Origin of the sequence: Pseudomonas sp. PI1 (genome assembly GCF_000812405.1) — a bacterium.
Classification (GTDB): Bacteria; Pseudomonadota; Gammaproteobacteria; order Pseudomonadales; family Pseudomonadaceae; genus Pseudomonas; species Pseudomonas citronellolis.
Window position 1 is genome coordinate 121,607 of the sequence record NZ_JWMC01000013.1, and the last position, 17,561, is coordinate 139,167.

The 17,561-nt window shown below is 69.4% G+C and carries 20 protein-coding genes; 18 read left to right on the forward strand and 2 right to left on the reverse strand.

Annotation, left to right across the window (positions count from 1 at the left end):
* Nucleotides 1-2: 2 nt before the first annotated feature.
* The 9 genes from RN02_RS05875 (at nucleotide 3) to RN02_RS05915 (ending at nucleotide 8,417) form a co-directional block, all read left to right on the forward strand.
* Nucleotides 3-2,276 (forward strand): chemotaxis protein CheA, encoded by a 2,274-nt coding sequence (locus tag RN02_RS05875; RefSeq protein WP_043313564.1) that lies wholly within the window; start codon nucleotides 3-5, stop codon nucleotides 2,274-2,276.
* Between the two features lie 52 nt (nucleotides 2,277-2,328).
* Nucleotides 2,329-3,423 (forward strand): protein-glutamate methylesterase/protein-glutamine glutaminase, encoded by a 1,095-nt coding sequence (locus RN02_RS05880; RefSeq protein ID WP_043313566.1) that lies wholly within the window; start codon nucleotides 2,329-2,331, stop codon nucleotides 3,421-3,423.
* Complete coding sequence (locus RN02_RS05885) at nucleotides 3,423-4,163, forward strand: flagellar motor protein (RefSeq protein WP_043313568.1); 741 nt, start codon at nucleotides 3,423-3,425, stop codon at nucleotides 4,161-4,163. The genes RN02_RS05880 and RN02_RS05885 overlap by 1 nt, the downstream gene beginning before the upstream one ends.
* Nucleotides 4,164-4,176: 13 nt before the next feature.
* A complete protein-coding gene (gene motD, locus RN02_RS05890) occupies nucleotides 4,177-5,061 on the forward strand; it encodes a flagellar motor protein MotD (protein ID WP_043313572.1) in 885 nt (294 codons plus the stop codon).
* A gap of 46 nt (nucleotides 5,062-5,107) precedes the next feature.
* The gene (locus RN02_RS05895) at nucleotides 5,108-5,896 is read left to right on the forward strand and encodes a ParA family protein (RefSeq protein WP_043313574.1); all 789 of its coding nucleotides are present in this window, start codon (nucleotides 5,108-5,110) and stop codon (nucleotides 5,894-5,896) included.
* A gap of 83 nt (nucleotides 5,897-5,979) precedes the next feature.
* The gene (locus RN02_RS05900) at nucleotides 5,980-6,843 is read left to right on the forward strand and encodes a CheW domain-containing protein (protein WP_043313575.1); all 864 of its coding nucleotides are present in this window, start codon (nucleotides 5,980-5,982) and stop codon (nucleotides 6,841-6,843) included.
* A 74-nt stretch (nucleotides 6,844-6,917) separates the two neighbouring features.
* Nucleotides 6,918-7,397 carry a chemotaxis protein CheW gene (locus RN02_RS05905; protein WP_009621111.1) on the forward strand — a complete coding sequence of 160 codons (480 nt, stop codon included), beginning with the start codon at nucleotides 6,918-6,920 and terminating at the stop codon, nucleotides 7,395-7,397.
* Between the two features lies 1 nt (nucleotide 7,398).
* Complete coding sequence (locus RN02_RS05910) at nucleotides 7,399-7,809, forward strand: DUF2802 domain-containing protein (protein ID WP_009621113.1); 411 nt, start codon at nucleotides 7,399-7,401, stop codon at nucleotides 7,807-7,809.
* 77 nt (nucleotides 7,810-7,886) lie between these two features.
* Nucleotides 7,887-8,417, forward strand: coding sequence for a hypothetical protein (locus tag RN02_RS05915; protein WP_051878429.1), 531 nt, complete (start codon nucleotides 7,887-7,889; stop codon nucleotides 8,415-8,417).
* Between the two features lie 69 nt (nucleotides 8,418-8,486).
* Here the strand turns inward: RN02_RS05915 and RN02_RS05920 are convergent, their stop codons facing one another.
* Nucleotides 8,487-8,801, reverse strand: a complete 315-nt coding sequence (locus RN02_RS05920; protein WP_009621117.1) for an EscU/YscU/HrcU family type III secretion system export apparatus switch protein — start codon at nucleotides 8,799-8,801, stop codon at nucleotides 8,487-8,489.
* Nucleotides 8,798-10,378 (reverse strand): flagellar hook-length control protein FliK, encoded by a 1,581-nt coding sequence (gene fliK / locus RN02_RS05925; protein ID WP_043313578.1) that lies wholly within the window; start codon nucleotides 10,376-10,378, stop codon nucleotides 8,798-8,800. Before fliK ends, RN02_RS05920 begins: the two co-directional genes overlap by 4 nt.
* Before the next feature lie 176 nt (nucleotides 10,379-10,554).
* Between fliK and ccmA the strand changes: the two genes are divergently transcribed.
* From ccmA to ccmI, 9 genes are all read left to right on the forward strand, one after another.
* Nucleotides 10,555-11,226, forward strand: coding sequence for a cytochrome c biogenesis heme-transporting ATPase CcmA (gene ccmA, locus RN02_RS05930; protein ID WP_009621121.1), 672 nt, complete (start codon nucleotides 10,555-10,557; stop codon nucleotides 11,224-11,226).
* Nucleotides 11,223-11,894: a heme exporter protein CcmB gene (gene ccmB, locus RN02_RS05935; protein WP_009621123.1), complete on the forward strand. Its 672-nt coding sequence runs from the start codon at nucleotides 11,223-11,225 to the stop codon at nucleotides 11,892-11,894. The genes ccmA and ccmB overlap by 4 nt, the downstream gene beginning before the upstream one ends.
* A gap of 64 nt (nucleotides 11,895-11,958) precedes the next feature.
* Nucleotides 11,959-12,705 carry a heme ABC transporter permease gene (locus RN02_RS05940; RefSeq protein ID WP_099049042.1) on the forward strand — a complete coding sequence of 249 codons (747 nt, stop codon included), beginning with the start codon at nucleotides 11,959-11,961 and terminating at the stop codon, nucleotides 12,703-12,705.
* Nucleotides 12,702-12,878, forward strand: coding sequence for a heme exporter protein CcmD (gene ccmD / locus RN02_RS05945; RefSeq protein WP_009621127.1), 177 nt, complete (start codon nucleotides 12,702-12,704; stop codon nucleotides 12,876-12,878). Before RN02_RS05940 ends, ccmD begins: the two co-directional genes overlap by 4 nt.
* Nucleotides 12,875-13,357 carry a cytochrome c maturation protein CcmE gene (gene ccmE / locus RN02_RS05950; RefSeq protein ID WP_043313581.1) on the forward strand — a complete coding sequence of 161 codons (483 nt, stop codon included), beginning with the start codon at nucleotides 12,875-12,877 and terminating at the stop codon, nucleotides 13,355-13,357. The genes ccmD and ccmE overlap by 4 nt, the downstream gene beginning before the upstream one ends.
* Before the next feature lie 2 nt (nucleotides 13,358-13,359).
* Nucleotides 13,360-15,336 carry a heme lyase CcmF/NrfE family subunit gene (locus RN02_RS05955; protein WP_009621131.1) on the forward strand — a complete coding sequence of 659 codons (1,977 nt, stop codon included), beginning with the start codon at nucleotides 13,360-13,362 and terminating at the stop codon, nucleotides 15,334-15,336.
* 2 nt (nucleotides 15,337-15,338) lie between these two features.
* Nucleotides 15,339-15,881 (forward strand): thiol:disulfide interchange protein DsbE, encoded by a 543-nt coding sequence (gene dsbE, locus RN02_RS05960; protein WP_009621133.1) that lies wholly within the window; start codon nucleotides 15,339-15,341, stop codon nucleotides 15,879-15,881.
* Nucleotides 15,878-16,345, forward strand: coding sequence for a cytochrome c-type biogenesis protein (locus tag RN02_RS05965; protein ID WP_043313582.1), 468 nt, complete (start codon nucleotides 15,878-15,880; stop codon nucleotides 16,343-16,345). Before dsbE ends, RN02_RS05965 begins: the two co-directional genes overlap by 4 nt.
* Nucleotides 16,342-17,550, forward strand: coding sequence for a c-type cytochrome biogenesis protein CcmI (gene ccmI / locus RN02_RS05970; RefSeq protein ID WP_043313583.1), 1,209 nt, complete (start codon nucleotides 16,342-16,344; stop codon nucleotides 17,548-17,550). Before RN02_RS05965 ends, ccmI begins: the two co-directional genes overlap by 4 nt.
* Nucleotides 17,551-17,561: the final 11 nt, after the last annotated feature.

Consider the following 17,561-nt stretch of genomic DNA (forward strand, 5'->3'; position numbering starts at 1 on the left):
GAATGAGCTTCGACGCCGATGATGAGATCCTCCAGGACTTTCTGGTGGAGGCCGGCGAGATTCTCGAGCAACTGTCCGAGCAACTCGTCGAGCTGGAAAGCCGGCCCGACGACATGGACCTGCTCAATGCCATCTTCCGTGGTTTCCACACCGTCAAGGGCGGCGCCGGCTTCCTCCAGCTGAACGCCCTGGTGGAGTGCTGCCACATCGCGGAGAACGTCTTCGACATCCTGCGCAAGGGCGAACGCCGCGTCACTTCCGAGCTGATGGACGTGGTCCTGCAGGCGCTGGACACGGTCAACGTCATGTTCGCCCAGGTCCGCGACCAGGAAGAGCCGACCCCGGCCACCCCGGAGCTGCTCGCCGCGCTGGCGCGCCTGGCCGAGCCGGGCGACGACGACGCCGTCGAAGCCGCGCCCCAGGAACAGGAAGAAGCCGCCGCGCCGCAGCCCGCCGCCGAGCCGGCCGCCTATGGCGACATCACCGACGCCGAGTTCGAGCAGCTGCTCGACGCCCTGCAGCCGGGCAGCCAGGCTGCGCCGGCCGAACAGCCGCCGCAGGCTGAAGCGCCACAGGCCGAGGCTGCCGGCGCCAGCGACGAGATCACCGACGACGAATTCGAGGCCCTGCTCGACCAGTTGCATGGCAAGGGCCAGTTCAGCGGCGCCAGCAGCCAGCCGGAAGAGCCGGCCGCCGCCGCGCCCGCTCCAGCCGAAACGCCGGCCGCTGGCGACGAGATCACCGACGACGAATTCGAAGCGCTGCTCGACCAGCTGCACGGCAAGGGCAAGTTCGGCGGTGCGACGGAAGAACCCGCCGCGTCGGTCGCCTCCGCTGCGCCGGCCGAAGCCGAGGCGCCCGCCGCTGGCGGCGACAACATCACCGACGACGAATTCGAGGCGCTGCTCGACCAGTTGCACGGCAAAGGCAAGTTCAGTGCCGACGCCGCTGCCACGCCGGCCCCGCAAGCCGCCCCCGCGCCGGCCAAGGCCGTCGAGCCGGCTGCCGTGGCCAAGCCCAAGCCCGCGCCCAAGCCGGCCGCCAAGCCCGCGGAGACCCCGCGCCCGGCCGCGGCGCCCGCGCCGGCCCACGAAAAGAGCGCCAGCGAGGCGGAAACCACGGTGCGCGTGGACACCGCGCGCCTGGACGAGATCATGAACATGGTCGGCGAACTGGTGCTGGTGCGTAACCGCCTGGTGCGCCTGGGCAGCAACAGCGGCGACGAAGCCATGGCCAAGGCCGTGGCCAACCTCGACGTGGTCACCGCCGACCTGCAGATGTCGGTGATGAAGACGCGCATGCAGCCGATCAAGAAGGTCTTCGGACGCTTCCCGCGGCTGGTGCGCGACCTGGCGCGCAACCTGAAGAAAGAGATCAACCTGGAGCTGGTGGGCGAGGAGACCGACCTGGACAAGAACCTGGTCGAGGCCCTGGCCGACCCGCTGGTGCACCTGGTGCGCAACGCCGTGGACCACGGCATCGAGTCGCCCGAGGAGCGCGAGGCCGCCGGCAAGGCGCGTGGCGGCCGGGTGGTGCTGTCCGCCGAGCAGGAGGGCGACCACATCCTGCTGTCGATCTCCGACGACGGCAAGGGCATGGACCCGGACATCCTCCGCGCCAAGGCGGTGGAGAAGGGCCTGCTGGACAAGGACGCCGCCGAGCGCCTGAGCGAGTCCGACTGCTACAACCTGATCTTCGCCCCGGGCTTCTCGACCAAGACCGAGATTTCCGACGTGTCCGGCCGCGGCGTCGGCATGGACGTGGTGAAGACCAAGATTTCCCAGCTCAATGGCATCATCAACATCTACTCGGCCAAGGGCCAGGGCTCGAAGATCGTCATCAAGGTGCCGCTGACCCTGGCGATCATGCCGACGCTGATGGTGATGCTGGGCGACCAGGCCTTCGCCTTCCCGCTGGTCAACGTCAACGAGATCTTCCACCTCGACCTGTCGCGCACCAACGTGGTCGACGGCCAGGAGGTGGTGATCGTCCGCGACAAGGCCCTGCCGCTGTTCTACCTCAAGCGCTGGCTGGTGCCGGGCGCCGAGTGCGACGAATCCAGCGAGGGCCACGTGGTGATCATCTCGGTGGGCACCCAGCGCATCGGCTTCGTGGTCGACCAGTTGGTGGGCCAGGAAGAAGTGGTGATCAAGCCCCTGGGCAAGATGCTCCAGGGCACCCCCGGCATGGCCGGGGCGACCATCACCGGCGACGGGCGCATCGCGTTGATCCTCGATGTGCCGAGCATGCTCAAGCGCTACGCGCGGCGTATCTGATCCGGCGCGCGGGGACGCCCGCGCGCCCGCAAGGCTTTAATCAGGAGTGTTTATGGCTGTCAAAGTCCTGGTAGTGGACGATTCGGGATTCTTCCGCCGCCGCGTCTCGGAGATTCTTTCCGCCGACCCGCAGATCCAGGTGGTCGGCACGGCCACCAACGGCCGCGAGGCGATCGAGCAGGCGCTGGCGCTCAAGCCCGACGTCATCACCATGGACTACGAGATGCCGCTGATGGACGGCATCACCGCGGTGCGCAACATCATGCAGCGCTGCCCGACGCCGGTCCTGATGTTCTCCTCGCTGACCCACGAAGGCGCCCGCGTCACCCTAGACGCCCTGGACGCCGGCGCGGTGGACTACCTGCCGAAGAACTTCGAGGACATCTCGCGCACTCCCGAGAAGGTGCGCCAGCTGCTCTGCGAGAAGGTCCACAGCATCGCCCGCGCCAACCGCCGCTATGCCTCGGTCCTGAGCGCGCCGAGCAGCAGCGCCAGCGCCCCGGCGCCGGCCAGCAGCGCGCCGCGCGCCTCCACACAGCCGGCGCCTGCCTCGACCCCGGCGGCCTCCGCGGCGCCAAAGCGTAAGCCCTACCGGCTGGTCGCCATCGGTACTTCCACCGGTGGGCCGGTAGCCTTGCAGCGGGTGCTGACCCAGCTGCCGGCCAACTTCCCCGCGCCGCTGGTGCTCATCCAGCACATGCCGGCGGCCTTCACCAAGGCCTTCGCCGAGCGTCTGGACAAGCTCTGCAAGATCAGCGTCAAGGAAGCCGAGGACGGCGACCACCTGCGCCCCGGCCTGGCCCTGCTGGCGCCCGGCGGCAAGCAGATGATGATCGACTCGCGCGGAGTGGTGCGCATCCTCCCCGGCGACGAGCGCCTGAACTACAAGCCCTGCGTCGACGTCACCTTCGGCTCGGCGTCCAAGGCCTACGGCGACAAGGTCCTGGCGGTGGTGCTCACCGGCATGGGCGCCGACGGCCGCGAGGGCGCGCGCATGCTCAAGCAGAGCGGCAGCCAGGTGTGGGCCCAGGACGAGGCCAGCTGCGTGATCTACGGCATGCCCATGGCCATCGCCAAGGCCGGCCTGGCCGACGCCGTGTACAGCCTCGACGACATCGGCCGGCACCTCTCCGAGGCCTGTGGCTGATGGATGTGCTGAGCCTGGTCGGCCTGATCCTCGCGCTGGTCGCCATCATCGGCGGCAACTTCCTCGAGGGCGGGCACATCAGCGCCCTGGCCAACGGCCCGGCGGCGCTCATCGTGGTCGGCGGCACCCTGGCCGCGGCCCTGGTGCAGACCCCGGTGCTGGTGCTCAAGCGCGCCCTGAGCCTGCTGCGCTGGATAGTGCTGCCGCCGAAGGTCGACCTGCCCGGCGGCATCAACCGCGTGGTGGGCTGGAGCATGACCGCGCGCAAGGAAGGCCTGCTGGGCCTGGAGACCATCGCCGACGCCGAGCCCGACCCCTACGCCCGCAAGGGCCTGCAGCTGCTGGTGGACGGCGTGGAGCCGGAGGCCATCCGCAGCATCCTCGAAGTCGACCTGTTCAACCAGGAAGGCCGCGACCTGCAGGCCGCCAAGGTGTTCGAGGCCATGGGCGGCTATGCGCCGACCATCGGCATCATCGGCGCGGTCATGGGCCTGATCCACGTGATGGGCAACCTGGCCGACCCCAGCCAGCTGGGCAACGGCATCGCCGTGGCCTTCGTCGCCACCATCTACGGCGTGGGCATGGCCAACCTGCTGCTGCTGCCGGTGGGCAACAAGCTCAAGAGCCTGGTGCTGCGCCAGTCCAGCTACCGCGAGATGCTGATGGAAGGCCTGCTGTCCATCGCCGAAGGCGAGAACCCGCGCTCCATCGAACTGAAGCTGCAAGGCTTCGTCGGCTGAGGGGCGCTGCGCCATGGCCCGTCGACCGCCCCGCGAGGAGCACGAGAATCACGAGCGCTGGCTGGTGTCCTACGCGGACTTCATCACCCTGCTGTTCGCCTTCTTCGTGGTCATGTACTCCATCTCCTCGATCAACGAGGGCAAGTACAAGATCCTCTCCGAGACGCTGACCGGCGTGTTCAACCAGCCGGACCGTTCGATCAAGCCGATCCCGGTGGGCGACGACCGCCCGCGCACCACCCAGCAGCCCAACGACGCCATGCAGCAGGGCGGCGAGGACAACGTCGACGGCGACCCGCTGACGCAGATCGCCGACGCCGTGCGCGAGCAGTTCGGCGACCTGATCGGCAGCGACCAGCTGAGCGTGCGCGGCAACGAACTGTGGATCGAGATCACCCTCAACTCCAGCCTGCTGTTCCCCAGCGGCGACGCCATGCCGGCGGACGCCGCCTTCGGCATCGTCGAGAAGGTCGCCAGGATTCTGGCGCCCTACCAGAACCCCATCCACGTCGAGGGTTTCACCGACAACGTGCCCATTCACAACGCCCAGTATCCCACCAACTGGGAGTTGTCCACGGCGCGGGCAGCGAGCATAGTCCGCCTGCTGGCCCAGGACGGCGTCGCCCCCTCGCGCCTGGCCGCGGTGGGCTACGGCGAGTTCCAGCCGGTGGCGGACAACGCCAGCGCCGAGGGCCGCGCGCGCAACCGCCGGGTGGTGCTGGTGATCTCCCGCAACCTGGAAGTGCGCCGCAGCGTCAGCGGCGTGGGCAGCGCCAAGGCGCAGCCCGACGGCGCCCTGCGCCAGGCTGGCACGCAACCTGCACCGGTGGCTGCCAGTGGTGCGCCCGCGGCCGGCGGCGTCAATTCCCCGCCGCCGGCGCCGGCGCCTGGAAGCTGAGAAAGATGAAGTACATGAACCGAGCATACGGACCGGGGAGAGCAGCATGAAAGTCTGGGCGGTAGCCAACCAGAAGGGCGGCGTCGGCAAGACCACCTCGTCCATCGCCCTGGCCGGCCTGCTGGCCGACGCCGGCAAGCGCGTGGTGGTGGTCGACCTCGACCCCCACGGCTCCATGACCAGCTACTTCGGGCACGATCCGGACACCCTGGAGCACAGCGTCTTCGACCTGTTCCAGCACCAGGGCGCGGTGCCCGAGGGCCTGCCGCGGCAACTGCTGCTGCCCACCAGCCACGAGAAGATCGCCCTGCTGCCGTCGAGCACCGCCCTGGCCACCCTGGAACGCCAGTCGCCCGGGCAGAACGGCCTGGGCCTGGTGATCTCCAAGGCCCTGGCGCAGCTGTGGCAGGACTTCGACCACGCCATCATCGACAGCCCGCCGCTGCTGGGCGTGCTGATGGTCAACGCCATGGCCGCCAGCCAGCACCTGGTGATCCCGGTGCAGACCGAGTTCCTCGCCCTGAAGGGCCTGGAGCGCATGGTCAATACCCTCAACATGGTCAACCGCTCGCGGCGCCAGGCGCTGCCCTTCAGCATAGTGCCGACGCTGTTCGACCGCCGCACCCAGGCCTCCATCGGCGCCCTGCGCATGCTGCGCGACACCTACCCGCAGACCCTCTGGCCGGCGTTCATCCCGATCGACACCCGCCTGCGCGACGCCAGCCGCCACGGCGTGGTGCCGTCGCGCCACGACGCCAACAGCCGCGGGGTGATCGCCTACCGCGCGCTGCTCAAGCACCTGCTCGGCCAGGTGCCGGCGAGCCAGGTGGCCTGAGCGATGTTTTTCCGACGGCTGCCTTCAAGTCCGGGCCCGGTCCAGCCGATAGACTGGGTGAACCCTTTGCGCGGATTTTCTGCATGAGCCGCTCCGCTACCGCCACACGCCCCCAGCTCGCGCTGCAGTCCTACCTGGACGCGCTGCTGCAGGAGGCCACATTCGACGATTTCGAGGTCGAGGCGCCGGCCCCCGCGCCGGCCGCCCCGGTCCTGGCCGCCGTGCCGGCGCCGGTCGCCGAGCCCGTCAGCAGCGTCAGCCTCGACGAGTTCGAGGCCGCGGTGCTCGAGGAACAGGTGCGCGATGCCCACCGCGTCACCCGCGCCGCTGTCCCGCTGCCGCTGGCCGAGGCGCCGTTGCCCGTCGCGCCGGTGGTCGAAGCCGCGCCGCCGGTGGAGGCTGCCGACGAGGTGATCGACCTGCACCGCCCGGGCAGCGCGCAGATGCCCCCGGCGCCGCTGGCGCTGCTCGACGACGGCCGCCCGGAGTGGGCCGCCGAGCCCTTCGAGTGCCTGCTGTTCGACGTCGCCGGGCTGACCCTGGCGGTGCCGCTGGTGTGCCTGGGCTCGATCTACCCGCTGGCCGGCAAGGAACTGACGCCGCTGTTCGGCCAGCCGGACTGGTTCCTCGGCATCCTGCCCAGCCAGTCGGGCAACCTGAAGGTGCTGGACACCGCGCGCTGGGTGATGCCCGAGCGCTACCGCGACGACTACCGCGAGGGCCTGCAGTACGTGATCTCCGTGCAGGGCTACGAGTGGGGCCTGGCGGTGCACCAGGTCAGCCGCTCGGTGCGCCTGGACCCGTCCGAGGTGAAATGGCGCAGCCAGCGCCAGCAACGCCCGTGGCTGGCCGGCACGGTGATCGAACAGATGTGCGCGCTGCTCGACGTCTCGGCCCTGGCCGGGCTGATCGACAGCGGCGCGCTCCGCAGCCAGGCCCGTCACTGACGGGCCGGCAACGCAATTGAACGACAACCGCCGCGCTACCCTTCAAGCGTGGCCGAACACGAGAGGCTAGGGATATGAACAAGACGTCTGCGCAAGGTGCCGAGGATCCGATCCTGCAGTGGGTCACCTTCCGTCTGGACAACGAGACCTACGGCATCAACGTGATGCAGGTCCAGGAAGTGCTGCGCTACACCGAGATCGCCCCGGTGCCGGGCGCGCCCAGCTACGTGCTGGGGATCATCAACCTGCGCGGCAACGTGGTCACCGTCATCGACACCCGCCAGCGCTTCGGCCTGGCCCCGGCGCCGGTCTCGGACAACACCCGCATCGTCATCATCGAGGCGGACAAGCAGGTGGTGGGCATCCTGGTCGACAGCGTCGCCGAGGTGGTCTACCTGCGCCAGTCGGAGATCGAGACCGCGCCCAACGTCGGCAACGACGAGTCGGCCAAGTTCATCCAGGGCGTGTGCAACAAGAACGGCGAGCTGCTGATCCTGGTCGAGCTGGACAAGATGATGACCGAGGAAGAGTGGTCGGAGCTGGAGAGCATCTGAGGTGCTCGAGCTCGTCATCCTGCTCGCCGTCGCCTGCCTTGGGCTGGGCGGCTTCTGCGCCTGGCTGCTGCAGGGGCAGCGCCGCCAGGCCGCGCAACTGGCCGAGCAGGCTACGCGCCAGGCCGCCCTGGAACAGCGCCTGAAGGAGCTGGCCAAGCGCAGCGAGGCCTACCAGCGCGTCAACGTGCGCATGGGCGAGGAGCTGGGCGAGCTGCGCAAGCAACTGGCCAACCTGCCCGAGCGCCTGGCGCGCCTGGAGCAGCGCGACCCCACCAGCCTGTCCTTCAGCCAGGCCGCGCGCCTGGCCGGGATGGGCGCCTCGGCCGCCGACCTGGCCCAGGCCTGCGGGCTGTCCCAGGCCGAGGCGGAGCTGATCACCCGCCTGCACAGCGGCCACAAGCCCGAGGAATGATGCCGGGCGGCCGCTCGGTATACCCTTAGGTGCTTTTCGGATTTGTCCGATCTCTTTCCTCAGAAGCTGTCTTTACAGTGGCTGCTGTCGCCATCTTCGAGGAAATCGCCATGTTGCCGCTGTCGCGCCGCACCCTGGTGTTCTGCCCGCATCCCGGCTGTCTGCAGCAGTACGGCATCCTGCTGAACCGCCTGGAAGTCTTCCACCTGAGCCTGTGCGTGAGCCTGGCCGAGGTGGACCAGGCGCTGTCCGGCGGGCAGCACTACAACCTGTTCATCTACGACAAGTTCAGCCTTTGCGAGGACGACCTCGCGACCCTGCTGCACCTGAGCCGCAACCCGCAGATCCAGCAGTTCCTGCTGGTCGGCAGCTTCAGCGACACGCAGCGCCGCGAACTGCTGGACTGGGCCTGGAACCAGCACGTGCCGCTGCTGCAGGTGCTGGAACGGCCCTTCAGCCTCGGCCAGCTGCGCGCGGTGGTCGCCAGCCTCGTCGACTATTCCGAAGCCGACCAGGGAAGCTTCCCGGGTGCCCATCCGCTGGTTCCCAGCGAAGCCCCGTCGCTGAAGCCGGTCCACGGCATGCCGGAGTGGCCGGCGCGCGGATAGGGCTGGCGTTCGCCAAGCCATGCCATCGATAGCGAAGGCACTTCACCCCGAAGTGCCTTCGTTGTTTCTCTAGGGCCGCAACATCAAGGCCTTCGCGGCGTCCTGCGGCGCTCGCGGCGGCGGGCTCTTGCCCTTGAGGTACCAGGCGAAGGCGATGATCTCCGCCAGGGTGCGGTACAGCGGCTCGGGGATGGCGTCGCCCAGTTCCAGGCGGGCCAGCAGGCGCACCAGTTCTCCGTTCTCGTAGATCGGCACCTCGTGTTCGCGGGCGATGGCGAGGATGGCTTCGGCCAGTTCGGCGTCGCCCTTGGCGCTCAGCGTCGGGGTGTTCTGCCCGTCGTAGTTGAGGGCGATGGCCTGGCGCGGCGCAGTCTGTTTCTTCATGCCTTTTCGTCCACCCAGCGTTGTTCCAGTGCGGTGCGTGCGCCTTGTGGCGCGCGGCCTTTGTTGCAGCACAGTTCACGCACGGTGAAGCCGGCGTCCTGCAGGCGCTGGCGCAGGTAGCCGAGTTCGCTTTCCATCAGGCTCGCGGTGCTTTCGCGTTCGGCCCAGAACTGGCTGCTCAGGCCCAGCGGCGCCAGGGTGGCCTGGACCTGCAGCGGCCCCAGCGGGTCGAGGTCGAAGGCCAGGTCGATGCGCCACAGGCTTTCCCGCGGCTGTTCCGGGTCGTTGGATTCGCGCCGGTCCTCGTGCTGGATGCGCACCTGCAGCGGCACCAGCGAATCCTCGGTGCGCATGGGCACCTCCATCTGCCAGGTGTGCAGTTGGCCGCCGCCACGCAGCGGCTCGCTCTGCACCAGGCTGCTCAGCTGGTGCGTCTGCAGCCGCGCGACGGCGGCCGCGGCCAGTTTCAGCAGGGACTCCAGGTCGTTTTCGTCTTCCAGCTTCTGCAGCATGCGCGAGGGCAGCGGGAAATCCGCCTGCTGCAGGCGCGGGCTGCCGTTCTGGTTGAGCGCGCCCAGGGCGTTGCGCACGAACGCCGGCAGGCTGCTGGCCAGGTTGGCGGCGGCGTTGTTGGCGAGGTTCGCCAGCAGGCCCGGTGTGGCGTTGCCCTGTTCGGCGGGCAGGAGCTGGCCGAGCAGGCGCAGCAGGTTGGCCTTGAAGTCGCCCGGCAGCGGCGGCAGGCCCTGCAGCAGGCGCGCTTCGAGGAAGCCGCCGCTCTGTTGCAGGGCCTGGGCCAGGCCCTTGGCGTCGCTCAGCTGGCGCACGTCGGGCAGGCCGGCGAGCAGGCGCTCGACGGCGCCGCGCAGGGTCTCGGGCAACTGGTTGCCGGCCTTCAGCGCCAGCAGGTTGTCGAGCAGGCCCTCGGTCGAGGCCTGGCGGGCCTGCTGGGTGCCCAGCTGGCTGGTCAGTTCGAGGCGGTCGAGGCGCCCGGCCAGGGGCAGGAAGAGCAGGGCGCGGCTGTCCTGGACCTGGGCGCTGAGCAGGCTGCCGGCCTTCAGCGGGCGCGCCGAGTCGATGTCCAGCAGGCGGCCGGCCAGGGGGCCGCCGAGCAGGCTGAGCAGCACCCGGTAGCTGGCCGGCTGCGCAGGCGTGCCGCCCTGGGGCGTGCTGGACAGCACCTTGCCTTGCAGCAGGCTGCCCACCGGCAGTTGTTCCAGGTCGAGGCTGTCCAGCGGCGGCAGGTCGCCCAGCGCCTGCTGGGCGCTGGAGAGCAGGGTGGCGGCCAGGCTGGTGGCGCTCAGGGCGGAAATGTTCAGGGTGCTGCCCTGGGGCAGGGCCTGCGGGCTCTCGGCGGTGACCAGCGTCTGCTGGCCGCCGGCCAGGGTCAGGCGCAGCAGCAACTGGAAGTTGTAGGCCGCCTGCTTCACGCCCAGCACCTCGGCCTGGGCGCTCTGTCCGGGCGGCAGCAAGTCGCCCAGGCTGCGGGCGAGCGTGAGCGACAGCTGCGCGGCGTTCTGCACGGAGCGGCTGGCCGTGGCCATGGGGAGCGGGCGGGAAGCGCCAATCTCGCTCGGCATCTGCGTCCTTCAGGGCTTGCGGCGCATCGTCGCGGGGGCGGCGAATGCCTGAAAAGCCTTAACAAGCTGTCGAAATTGCCGGCGCCGGGGCCGGAAACAGGCGTGTATAATGCGCCGCCCGTGGCCACTATAGCGGCCTGCGCTGCACCGACTTTAGCCTGATTTCGATTTTCCCGATGGGTGCCGATGCCTTGACCAGCCCGCTTCTCGAAACCGTGGCGCTCGCCTGCGAGCGGGACTGGCGCATGCTCTTCGAGCGCCTGGACCTGCGCCTGGCCGCCGGCGAGATGCTGCAGGTGGTCGGCCCCAACGGCAGCGGCAAGACCAGCCTGCTGCGCCTGCTCTGCGGGCTGATGCAGCCCACCGCCGGGCAGGTGCGCCTGAACGGCCGGCCGCTGGAGGAACAGCGCGGCGAACTGGCGCGCAACCTGCTGTGGATCGGCCACGCCGCCGGCATCAAGGGCCTGCTCAGCGCCGAGGAGAACCTCGCCTGGCTCTGCGCCTTGCACCAGCCGGCGGACAAGACGGCGATCTGGCGCGCCCTGGAGGCGGTCGGCCTGCGCGGTTTCGAGGACGTGCCCTGCCACACCCTGTCCGCCGGCCAGCAGCGCCGCGTCGCCCTGGCGCGCCTGTACCTGGAGGCGCCGCCGCTGTGGATCCTCGACGAACCCTTCACCGCCCTCGACAAGCAGGGCGTCGCCCAGCTCGAAGAGCACCTGGCGCGGCACTGCGAGGACGGCGGCCTGGTGGTGCTCACCACCCACCACACGCTGAGCCGCATGCCCAGCGGCTATCGCGACCTGGACCTCGGCCAGCACGCCCGCGAAACGGCCGGGGAGGGCGCATGAGCAACGTCTTCGGCCTGCTCCTGGCCCGCGAGGCGCGCCTGCAGTTCCGCCGCCCGGCGGAGCTGGCCAACCCGCTGGTGTTCTTCGCCATCGTCATCGCCCTGTTCCCCCTGGCCGTCGGCCCGGAAACCCGGATGCTGCAGGACCTCTCGCCCGGCCTGGTGTGGGTGGCGGCGCTGCTGGCGGTGCTGCTGTCGCTGGACGGCCTGTTCCGCAGCGATTTCGAGGACGGCTCCCTGGAACAGTGGGTCCTTTCGCCGCACCCCCTGCCTCTTCTGGTACTGGCCAAGGTGCTGGCACACTGGCTGGTTTCGGGGCTGGCCCTGGTCCTGCTGTCGCCGCTGCTGGCCCTGATGCTGGGTTTGCCGGTACGCTGCCTGCCGGTGCTGCTGCTGTCGCTGTTGCTCGGCACCCCGGTGCTGAGCCTGCTCGGCGCGGTCGGCGCGGCGCTGACCGTGGGGCTCAAGCGCGGAGGGCTGCTGCTGGCGCTGCTGATCCTGCCGCTGTACATCCCCGTACTGATTCTCGGCAGCGGTGCCCTCCAGGCCTCGCTGCAGGGGCTGCCGACCGCCGGGCACCTGCTCTGGTTGGCCAGCCTGACGGCGTTAGCATTGACGCTGACGCCCTTCGCCATCGCTGCCGGCCTGAAGATCAGCGTGGGCGAATGACGCCTGCCGGTGCCGCAGGAGCGGCGCCGGCACTAGAAAAAAGTGCCCTGACACACAGAGCCTGATGATGAACTGGACTTGGTTTCACAAGCTTGGGTCGCCCAAGTGGTTCTACGAGATCAGCGGACGCTGGCTGCCCTGGTTCGCCGTCGCCGCGGCGTTGCTGATGGCCGTCGGCCTCGTCTGGGGCCTGGCCTTCGCGCCGCCGGACTACCAGCAGGGCGACAGCTTCCGCATCATCTATATCCACGTGCCGGCGGCCTTCCTGGCGCAGTCCTGCTACGTGATGCTGGCGGTGGCCGGCGCCATCGGCCTGATCTGGAAGATGAAGATCGCCGACGTCGCCGTGCAGTGCGCCGCGCCCATCGGCGCCTGGATGACCTTCGTCGCCCTGGTCACCGGGGCCATCTGGGGCAAGCCGACCTGGGGCGCCTGGTGGGTGTGGGACGCGCGCCTGACCTCGATGCTGATCCTGCTGTTCCTCTATTTCGGCGTCATCGCCCTCGGCCAGGCCATCGGCAACCGCGACAGCGCGGCCAAGGCCAGCGCGGTGCTGGCCATCGTCGGGGTGGTCAACATCCCGATCATCAAGTTCTCCGTGGAGTGGTGGAACACCCTGCACCAGCCGGCCACCTTCACCCTCACCGAGAAGCCGCCGATGCCGCCGGAGATGTGGATTCCGCTGCTGCTGATGGTGCTCGGCTTCTACTGCTTCTTCGCCGCCGTGCTGCTGATGCGCATGCGCCTGGAAGTGCTCAAGCGCGAAGCCCGCGCGTCCTGGGTCAAGGCTGAGGTGGAGCGCGCGCTATGAGTTTCCATTCCTTCGGCGAATTCCTCGCCATGGGCCACCACGGCCCCTACGTGTGGTCGGCCTACGCCATCAGCCTGGTGGTGCTGGCGATCAACGTGGCCGCGCCCATCCTGGCGCGCAAGCGTTACCTGCAAGAAGAGGCGCGCCGTCTGCGCCGGGAGGCCAGCAAGTGAATCCGGTCCGCAAGAAGCGTCTGTATATCGTTCTCGCCATCGTCGCCGGCGTCGGCGTCGCGGTGGCCCTGGCGCTGTCGGCGCTGCAGCAGAACATCAACCTGTTCTACACGCCGACGCAGATCGCCAACGGCGAAGCGCCGCACGACACACGCATCCGCGCCGGCGGCATGGTGGAGAAGGGCTCGCTGAAACGTTCGGCCGACTCCCTGGACGTGGAATTCGTGGTCACCGACTTCGCCAAGGAAGTCACGGTGAAGTACCGCGGCATCCTCCCGGACCTGTTCCGCGAAGGGCAGGGCATCGTCGCCCTCGGCAAGCTCGACCAGAACGGCGTGCTGACCGCCGACGAGGTGCTGGCCAAGCACGACGAGAAATACATGCCGCCGGAAGTCACCAAGGCGCTGAAGGACAGCGGCAAGCTCGGTGAATACCAGCAGGGCGGCCAGCCCGGCGCCGCGGCCCAGGGGAGCAACTGACGATGATCCCGGAACTCGGCCACCTGTCGTTGATCCTGGCGCTGTGCATGGCGCTGGTGATGTCCTTCTTCCCGCTGGTCGGCGCCTGGCGCGGCGATCGCCAGTGGATGAGCCTGGCGCGCCCGGCGGCCTGGGGGCAGTTCGCCTTCCTGGTGTTCGCCTTCGCCTGCCTGGCCTGGGCCTTTCTGCATGACGACTTCTCCGTGGCCTACGTGGCCAGCAACTCCAACAGCGCGCTGCCCTGGTACTACAAGTTCAGCGCCGTGTGGGGCGCCCACGAGGGCTCGCTGCTGCTCTGGGCGCTGATCCTCGGCGGCTGGACCTTCGCCGTGTCGATCTTCTCCCGCGAGTTGCCCGAGCCGATGCTGGCGCGGGTGCTGGCGGTGATGGGGATGATCAGCACCGGCTTCCTGCTGTTCCTGATCATCACCTCCAACCCTTTCAGCCGCCTGCTGCCGCAGGCGCCGGCCGACGGCAACGACCTCAACCCGCTGCTGCAGGACCCGGGCCTGATCATCCACCCGCCGATGCTCTACATGGGCTACGTCGGCTTCTCGGTGGCCTTCGCCTTCGCCATTGCCGCGCTGCTCGGCGGCCGCCTCGACGCGGCCTGGGCGCGCTGGTCGCGGCCCTGGACCCTGGTGGCCTGGACCTTCCTCGGCATCGGCATCGTGCTCGGCTCCTGGTGGGCCTACTACGAGCTGGGCTGGGGCGGCTGGTGGTTCTGGGACCCGGTGGAGAACGCCTCCTTCATGCCCTGGCTGGTGGGCACCGCGCTGATCCACTCGCTGGCGGTGACCGAGAAGCGCGGGGTGTTCAAGAGCTGGACGGTGCTGCTGGCCATCGCCGCCTTCTCCCTCAGCCTGCTGGGCACCTTCCTGGTCCGCTCCGGGGTGCTGACCTCGGTGCACGCCTTCGCCTCCGACCCGGAGCGCGGGGTGTTCATCCTGGCCTTCCTGCTGGTGGTGGTCGGCGGCTCGCTGACGCTGTTCGCCCTGCGCGCGCCGGTGGTCAAGAGCCAGGTCGGCTTCGCCCTGTGGTCGCGCGAGACCCTGCTGCTGCTGAACAACGTGGTGCTGGTGGTGACCGCCGCGATGATCCTGCTCGGCACCCTCTACCCGCTGGTGCTCGACGCTATCAGCGGCGCCAAGCTGTCGGTCGGCCCGCCGTACTTCAACGCGCTATTCGTGCCGCTGATGACGGGGATGATGCTGGCCCTGACCGTGGGCGTGCTGGTGCGCTGGAAAGACACCCCGACGCAGTGGCTGCTGCGCATGCTGACGCCGGTGCTGATCGGCGCCGTGGTGCTCGGCGGCGTCGCCACCTTCCTCTACGGCGACCTGCACTGGCCGGTGCTGGCGGTGTTCCTGCTGGCCTTCTGGGTGATCCTCGGCGGGGTGCGCGACTTCCTCGACAAGGTCCGCCACAAGGGCCTGGTGGCCGGCGCCGCGAGCCTCAACCGCAGCTACTGGGGCATGCAGGTGGCGCACCTGGGCATCGCCGTGTGCGCCATCGGCATCGTCCTCACCAGCCAGTTCAGCGCCCAGCGCGACCTGCGCATGGCCCCGGGCGAGAGCGTGGAGCTGGGCGGCTACCAGTTCGCCTTCGAAGGCACCAGGCACTTCGAAGGCCCCAACTTCACCTCCGACAAGGGCACCATCCGCGTCACCCGCAAGGGTAGCGAAGTGGCCGTGCTGCACCCGGAGAAGCGCCTGTACAGCGTGCAGCGCTCGATGATGACCGAGGCCGGCATCCATGGCAGCCTGACCCGCGACCTCTACGTCGCCCTGGGCGAGCCGCTGGATAACGGCGCCTGGGCCGTGCGCCTGCACATCAAGCCGTTCGTCCGCTTCATCTGGCTGGGCGGCCTGCTCACCGCCCTGGGCGGTGTGCTGGCGGCGTGCGACCGGCGCTACCGGCTGAAAGTGAAAACCAAGGTGCGCGAGGCGCTGGGCCTCGCCGCCGGACAGGGAGCCTGAGTGTGAAGCGTGCGATCCTGCTGTTGCCGCTGGCGATCTTCCTGGTCGTCGCGGTATTCCTGTTCCGCGGCCTGTGGCTCGACCCCAGCGAGCTGCCCTCGGCGCTGATCGACAAGCCGTTCCCGGCCTTCGCCCTGCCCGGCGTGCTGGAGCCGGGCAAGACCTACACCCAGGCCGACCTCAAGGGCCGCCCGGCGCTGGTCAACGTCTGGGGCACCTGGTGCCCGACCTGCCGTTTCGAGCACCCGGTGCTGGCCAAGCTGGCCGAGCAGGGCGTGGTGATCGTCGGCATCAACTACAAGGACGACAACGCCGCCGCGCAGAAGTGGCTGCAGGACCTGCATGACCCCTACGTGCTGAACATCGCCGATGCCCAGGGCACCCTGGGCCTGGACCTGGGCGTGTACGGCGCGCCGGAGACCTACGTGATCGACAAGGACGGCATCATCCGCCACAAGCTGGTCGGCGCCGTCGACGAGAAGGTCTGGCGCGAGCAGCTGGCGCCGATCTACCAGCGCCTGGTGGACGAGGCGGGGGGCAAATGAAGCGATTCCTCGCCGCGGCCCTGCTGGGCCTGAGCCTCGCCGGCGTGGCCCACGCCGCCATCGACACCTACGAATTCCCCAACGAGGCCGAGCGCCAGCGCTTCCGCAGCCTGACCACCGAGCTGCGCTGCCCGAAGTGCCAGAACCAGGACATCGCCGACTCCAACGCGCCCATCGCCGCCGACCTGCGCAAGCAGATCTACGAGCAACTGCAGCAGGGCAAGAGCGACGAGCAGATCGTCGACTACATGGTCGACCGCTACGGCGACTTCGTGCGCTACAAGCCGCCGGTCAACGCCCGCACCTGGCTGCTCTGGTTCGGCCCGGCGGCCCTGCTGGGCCTGGGGGTGCTGGTGGTGGGCGTGCTGGTGGCGCGCCGCCGCAGCGCCGCCGGTCCGTCCGCCAGCCTGTCCGCCGAGGAACAGGCCCGCCTGAATCAATTGCTGGATAACCAAGACAAATGATCGACTTCTGGCTCGCCGCCGGCCTGCTTGCGCTGGTGGCCATGGCTTTCCTGCTGATTCCTCTGCTGCGTGGCCGCCGCGCCCAGGCCGAGGAAGACCGCACCGCCCTCAACGTCGCCCTGTACCAGGAACGCCTCGCCGAGCTGGACGCCCAGCACGCCGCCGGCACCCTGGACGACGCCCAGCTGCAGGCCGGGCGCGCCGAGGCCGCCCGCGAACTGCTGGCCGACACCGAAGGCGAGGGCGAGCGCCGCTCGCGCCTGGGCCGCGCCGCGCCGCTGCTGGCGGCCGTGCTGCTGCCGTTGCTGGGCCTGGGCCTGTACCTGCACTGGGGCGCCAGCGAGAAGCTGGCGCTGTCCCGCGAGTTAGCCGAGCCGCCGCACTCCATGGCGGAGATGACCGAGCGCCTGGAGAAGGCCGTGCAGGCCCAGCCGGATTCCGCCGAGGGCTGGTACTTCCTTGGCCGCACCTACATGACCCAGGAGCGCTTCGAGGATGCCGCCAAGGCCTTCGAGCGCGCCGCCAACCTCTCCGGGCGCCAGTCCGAGGTGCTCGGCCAGTGGGCCCAGGCGCTGTACTTCGCCAACGGCAAGAAGATGGCCGGCGCCGCCCAGGCCCTGGCTGACGAGGCGCTCAAGCAGAACCCGGAGGAAGTCACCACCCTCGGCCTGATGGGCATCGCCGCCTTCGAAGACCAGCGCTACGCCGATGCCGTGGACTACTGGCAACGCCTGGTCGCCGCGCTGCCGGCCGACGATCCGTCGCGCGCGGCCATCCAGAGCGGCATCGAGCGCGCCCGCCAGCATCTGGTCGAGCGCGGCGAGAAGCTGCCGGAAGCGCCGGCCGCGGCAGCCACCGCCGGCGTGACGCTGAAGGTGCGGGTGGACCTCAGCGACGCGGTGAAGGGCCAGGTCAAGCCGGACGACAGCGTGTTCGTCTTCGCCCGCGCGGTGAACGGCCCGCCGATGCCGCTGGCGGTCAAGCGCCTGAAGGTGGCCGACCTGCCGGACGAGGTGTCGCTCAGCGATGCCGACGCCATGATGCCGCAACTGAAGCTGTCGGCCTTCCCGCAGGTGGAGCTGGTGGCGCGGGTGTCGCGCGCCGGCAATGCCATCAGCGGCGAATGGATCGGACGCAGCCAGCCGTTGTCTACTGCCGGCGCGGGCGATCAGGCGGTGACCATCGACAGCCCGGACCAGCATTGACCGAACCCTTC

What these genes read in the sequence shown, in the direction of transcription:
- RN02_RS05900 (WP_043313575.1), top strand. Translation starts at nt 5,980, where the DNA reads ATGAGCCGCTCCGCTACCGCCACACGCCCCCAGCTCGCGCTGCAGTCC.
- motD (WP_043313572.1), top strand. Translation starts at nt 4,177, where the DNA reads ATGGCCCGTCGACCGCCCCGCGAGGAGCACGAGAATCACGAGCGCTGG.
- ccmB (WP_009621123.1), top strand. Translation starts at nt 11,223, where the DNA reads ATGAGCAACGTCTTCGGCCTGCTCCTGGCCCGCGAGGCGCGCCTGCAG.
- RN02_RS05880 (WP_043313566.1), top strand. Translation starts at nt 2,329, where the DNA reads ATGGCTGTCAAAGTCCTGGTAGTGGACGATTCGGGATTCTTCCGCCGC.
- RN02_RS05885 (WP_043313568.1), top strand. Translation starts at nt 3,423, where the DNA reads ATGGATGTGCTGAGCCTGGTCGGCCTGATCCTCGCGCTGGTCGCCATC.
- RN02_RS05875 (WP_043313564.1), top strand. Translation starts at nt 3, where the DNA reads ATGAGCTTCGACGCCGATGATGAGATCCTCCAGGACTTTCTGGTGGAG.
- ccmI (WP_043313583.1), top strand. Translation starts at nt 16,342, where the DNA reads ATGATCGACTTCTGGCTCGCCGCCGGCCTGCTTGCGCTGGTGGCCATG.
- RN02_RS05955 (WP_009621131.1), top strand. Translation starts at nt 13,360, where the DNA reads ATGATCCCGGAACTCGGCCACCTGTCGTTGATCCTGGCGCTGTGCATG.
- RN02_RS05965 (WP_043313582.1), top strand. Translation starts at nt 15,878, where the DNA reads ATGAAGCGATTCCTCGCCGCGGCCCTGCTGGGCCTGAGCCTCGCCGGC.
- RN02_RS05895 (WP_043313574.1), top strand. Translation starts at nt 5,108, where the DNA reads ATGAAAGTCTGGGCGGTAGCCAACCAGAAGGGCGGCGTCGGCAAGACC.
- ccmD (WP_009621127.1), top strand. Translation starts at nt 12,702, where the DNA reads ATGAGTTTCCATTCCTTCGGCGAATTCCTCGCCATGGGCCACCACGGC.
- RN02_RS05920 (WP_009621117.1), bottom strand. Translation starts at nt 8,801, where the DNA reads ATGAAGAAACAGACTGCGCCGCGCCAGGCCATCGCCCTCAACTACGAC.
- ccmA (WP_009621121.1), top strand. Translation starts at nt 10,555, where the DNA reads ATGGGTGCCGATGCCTTGACCAGCCCGCTTCTCGAAACCGTGGCGCTC.
- RN02_RS05940 (WP_099049042.1), top strand. Translation starts at nt 11,959, where the DNA reads ATGATGAACTGGACTTGGTTTCACAAGCTTGGGTCGCCCAAGTGGTTC.
- RN02_RS05905 (WP_009621111.1), top strand. Translation starts at nt 6,918, where the DNA reads ATGAACAAGACGTCTGCGCAAGGTGCCGAGGATCCGATCCTGCAGTGG.
- fliK (WP_043313578.1), bottom strand. Translation starts at nt 10,378, where the DNA reads ATGCCGAGCGAGATTGGCGCTTCCCGCCCGCTCCCCATGGCCACGGCC.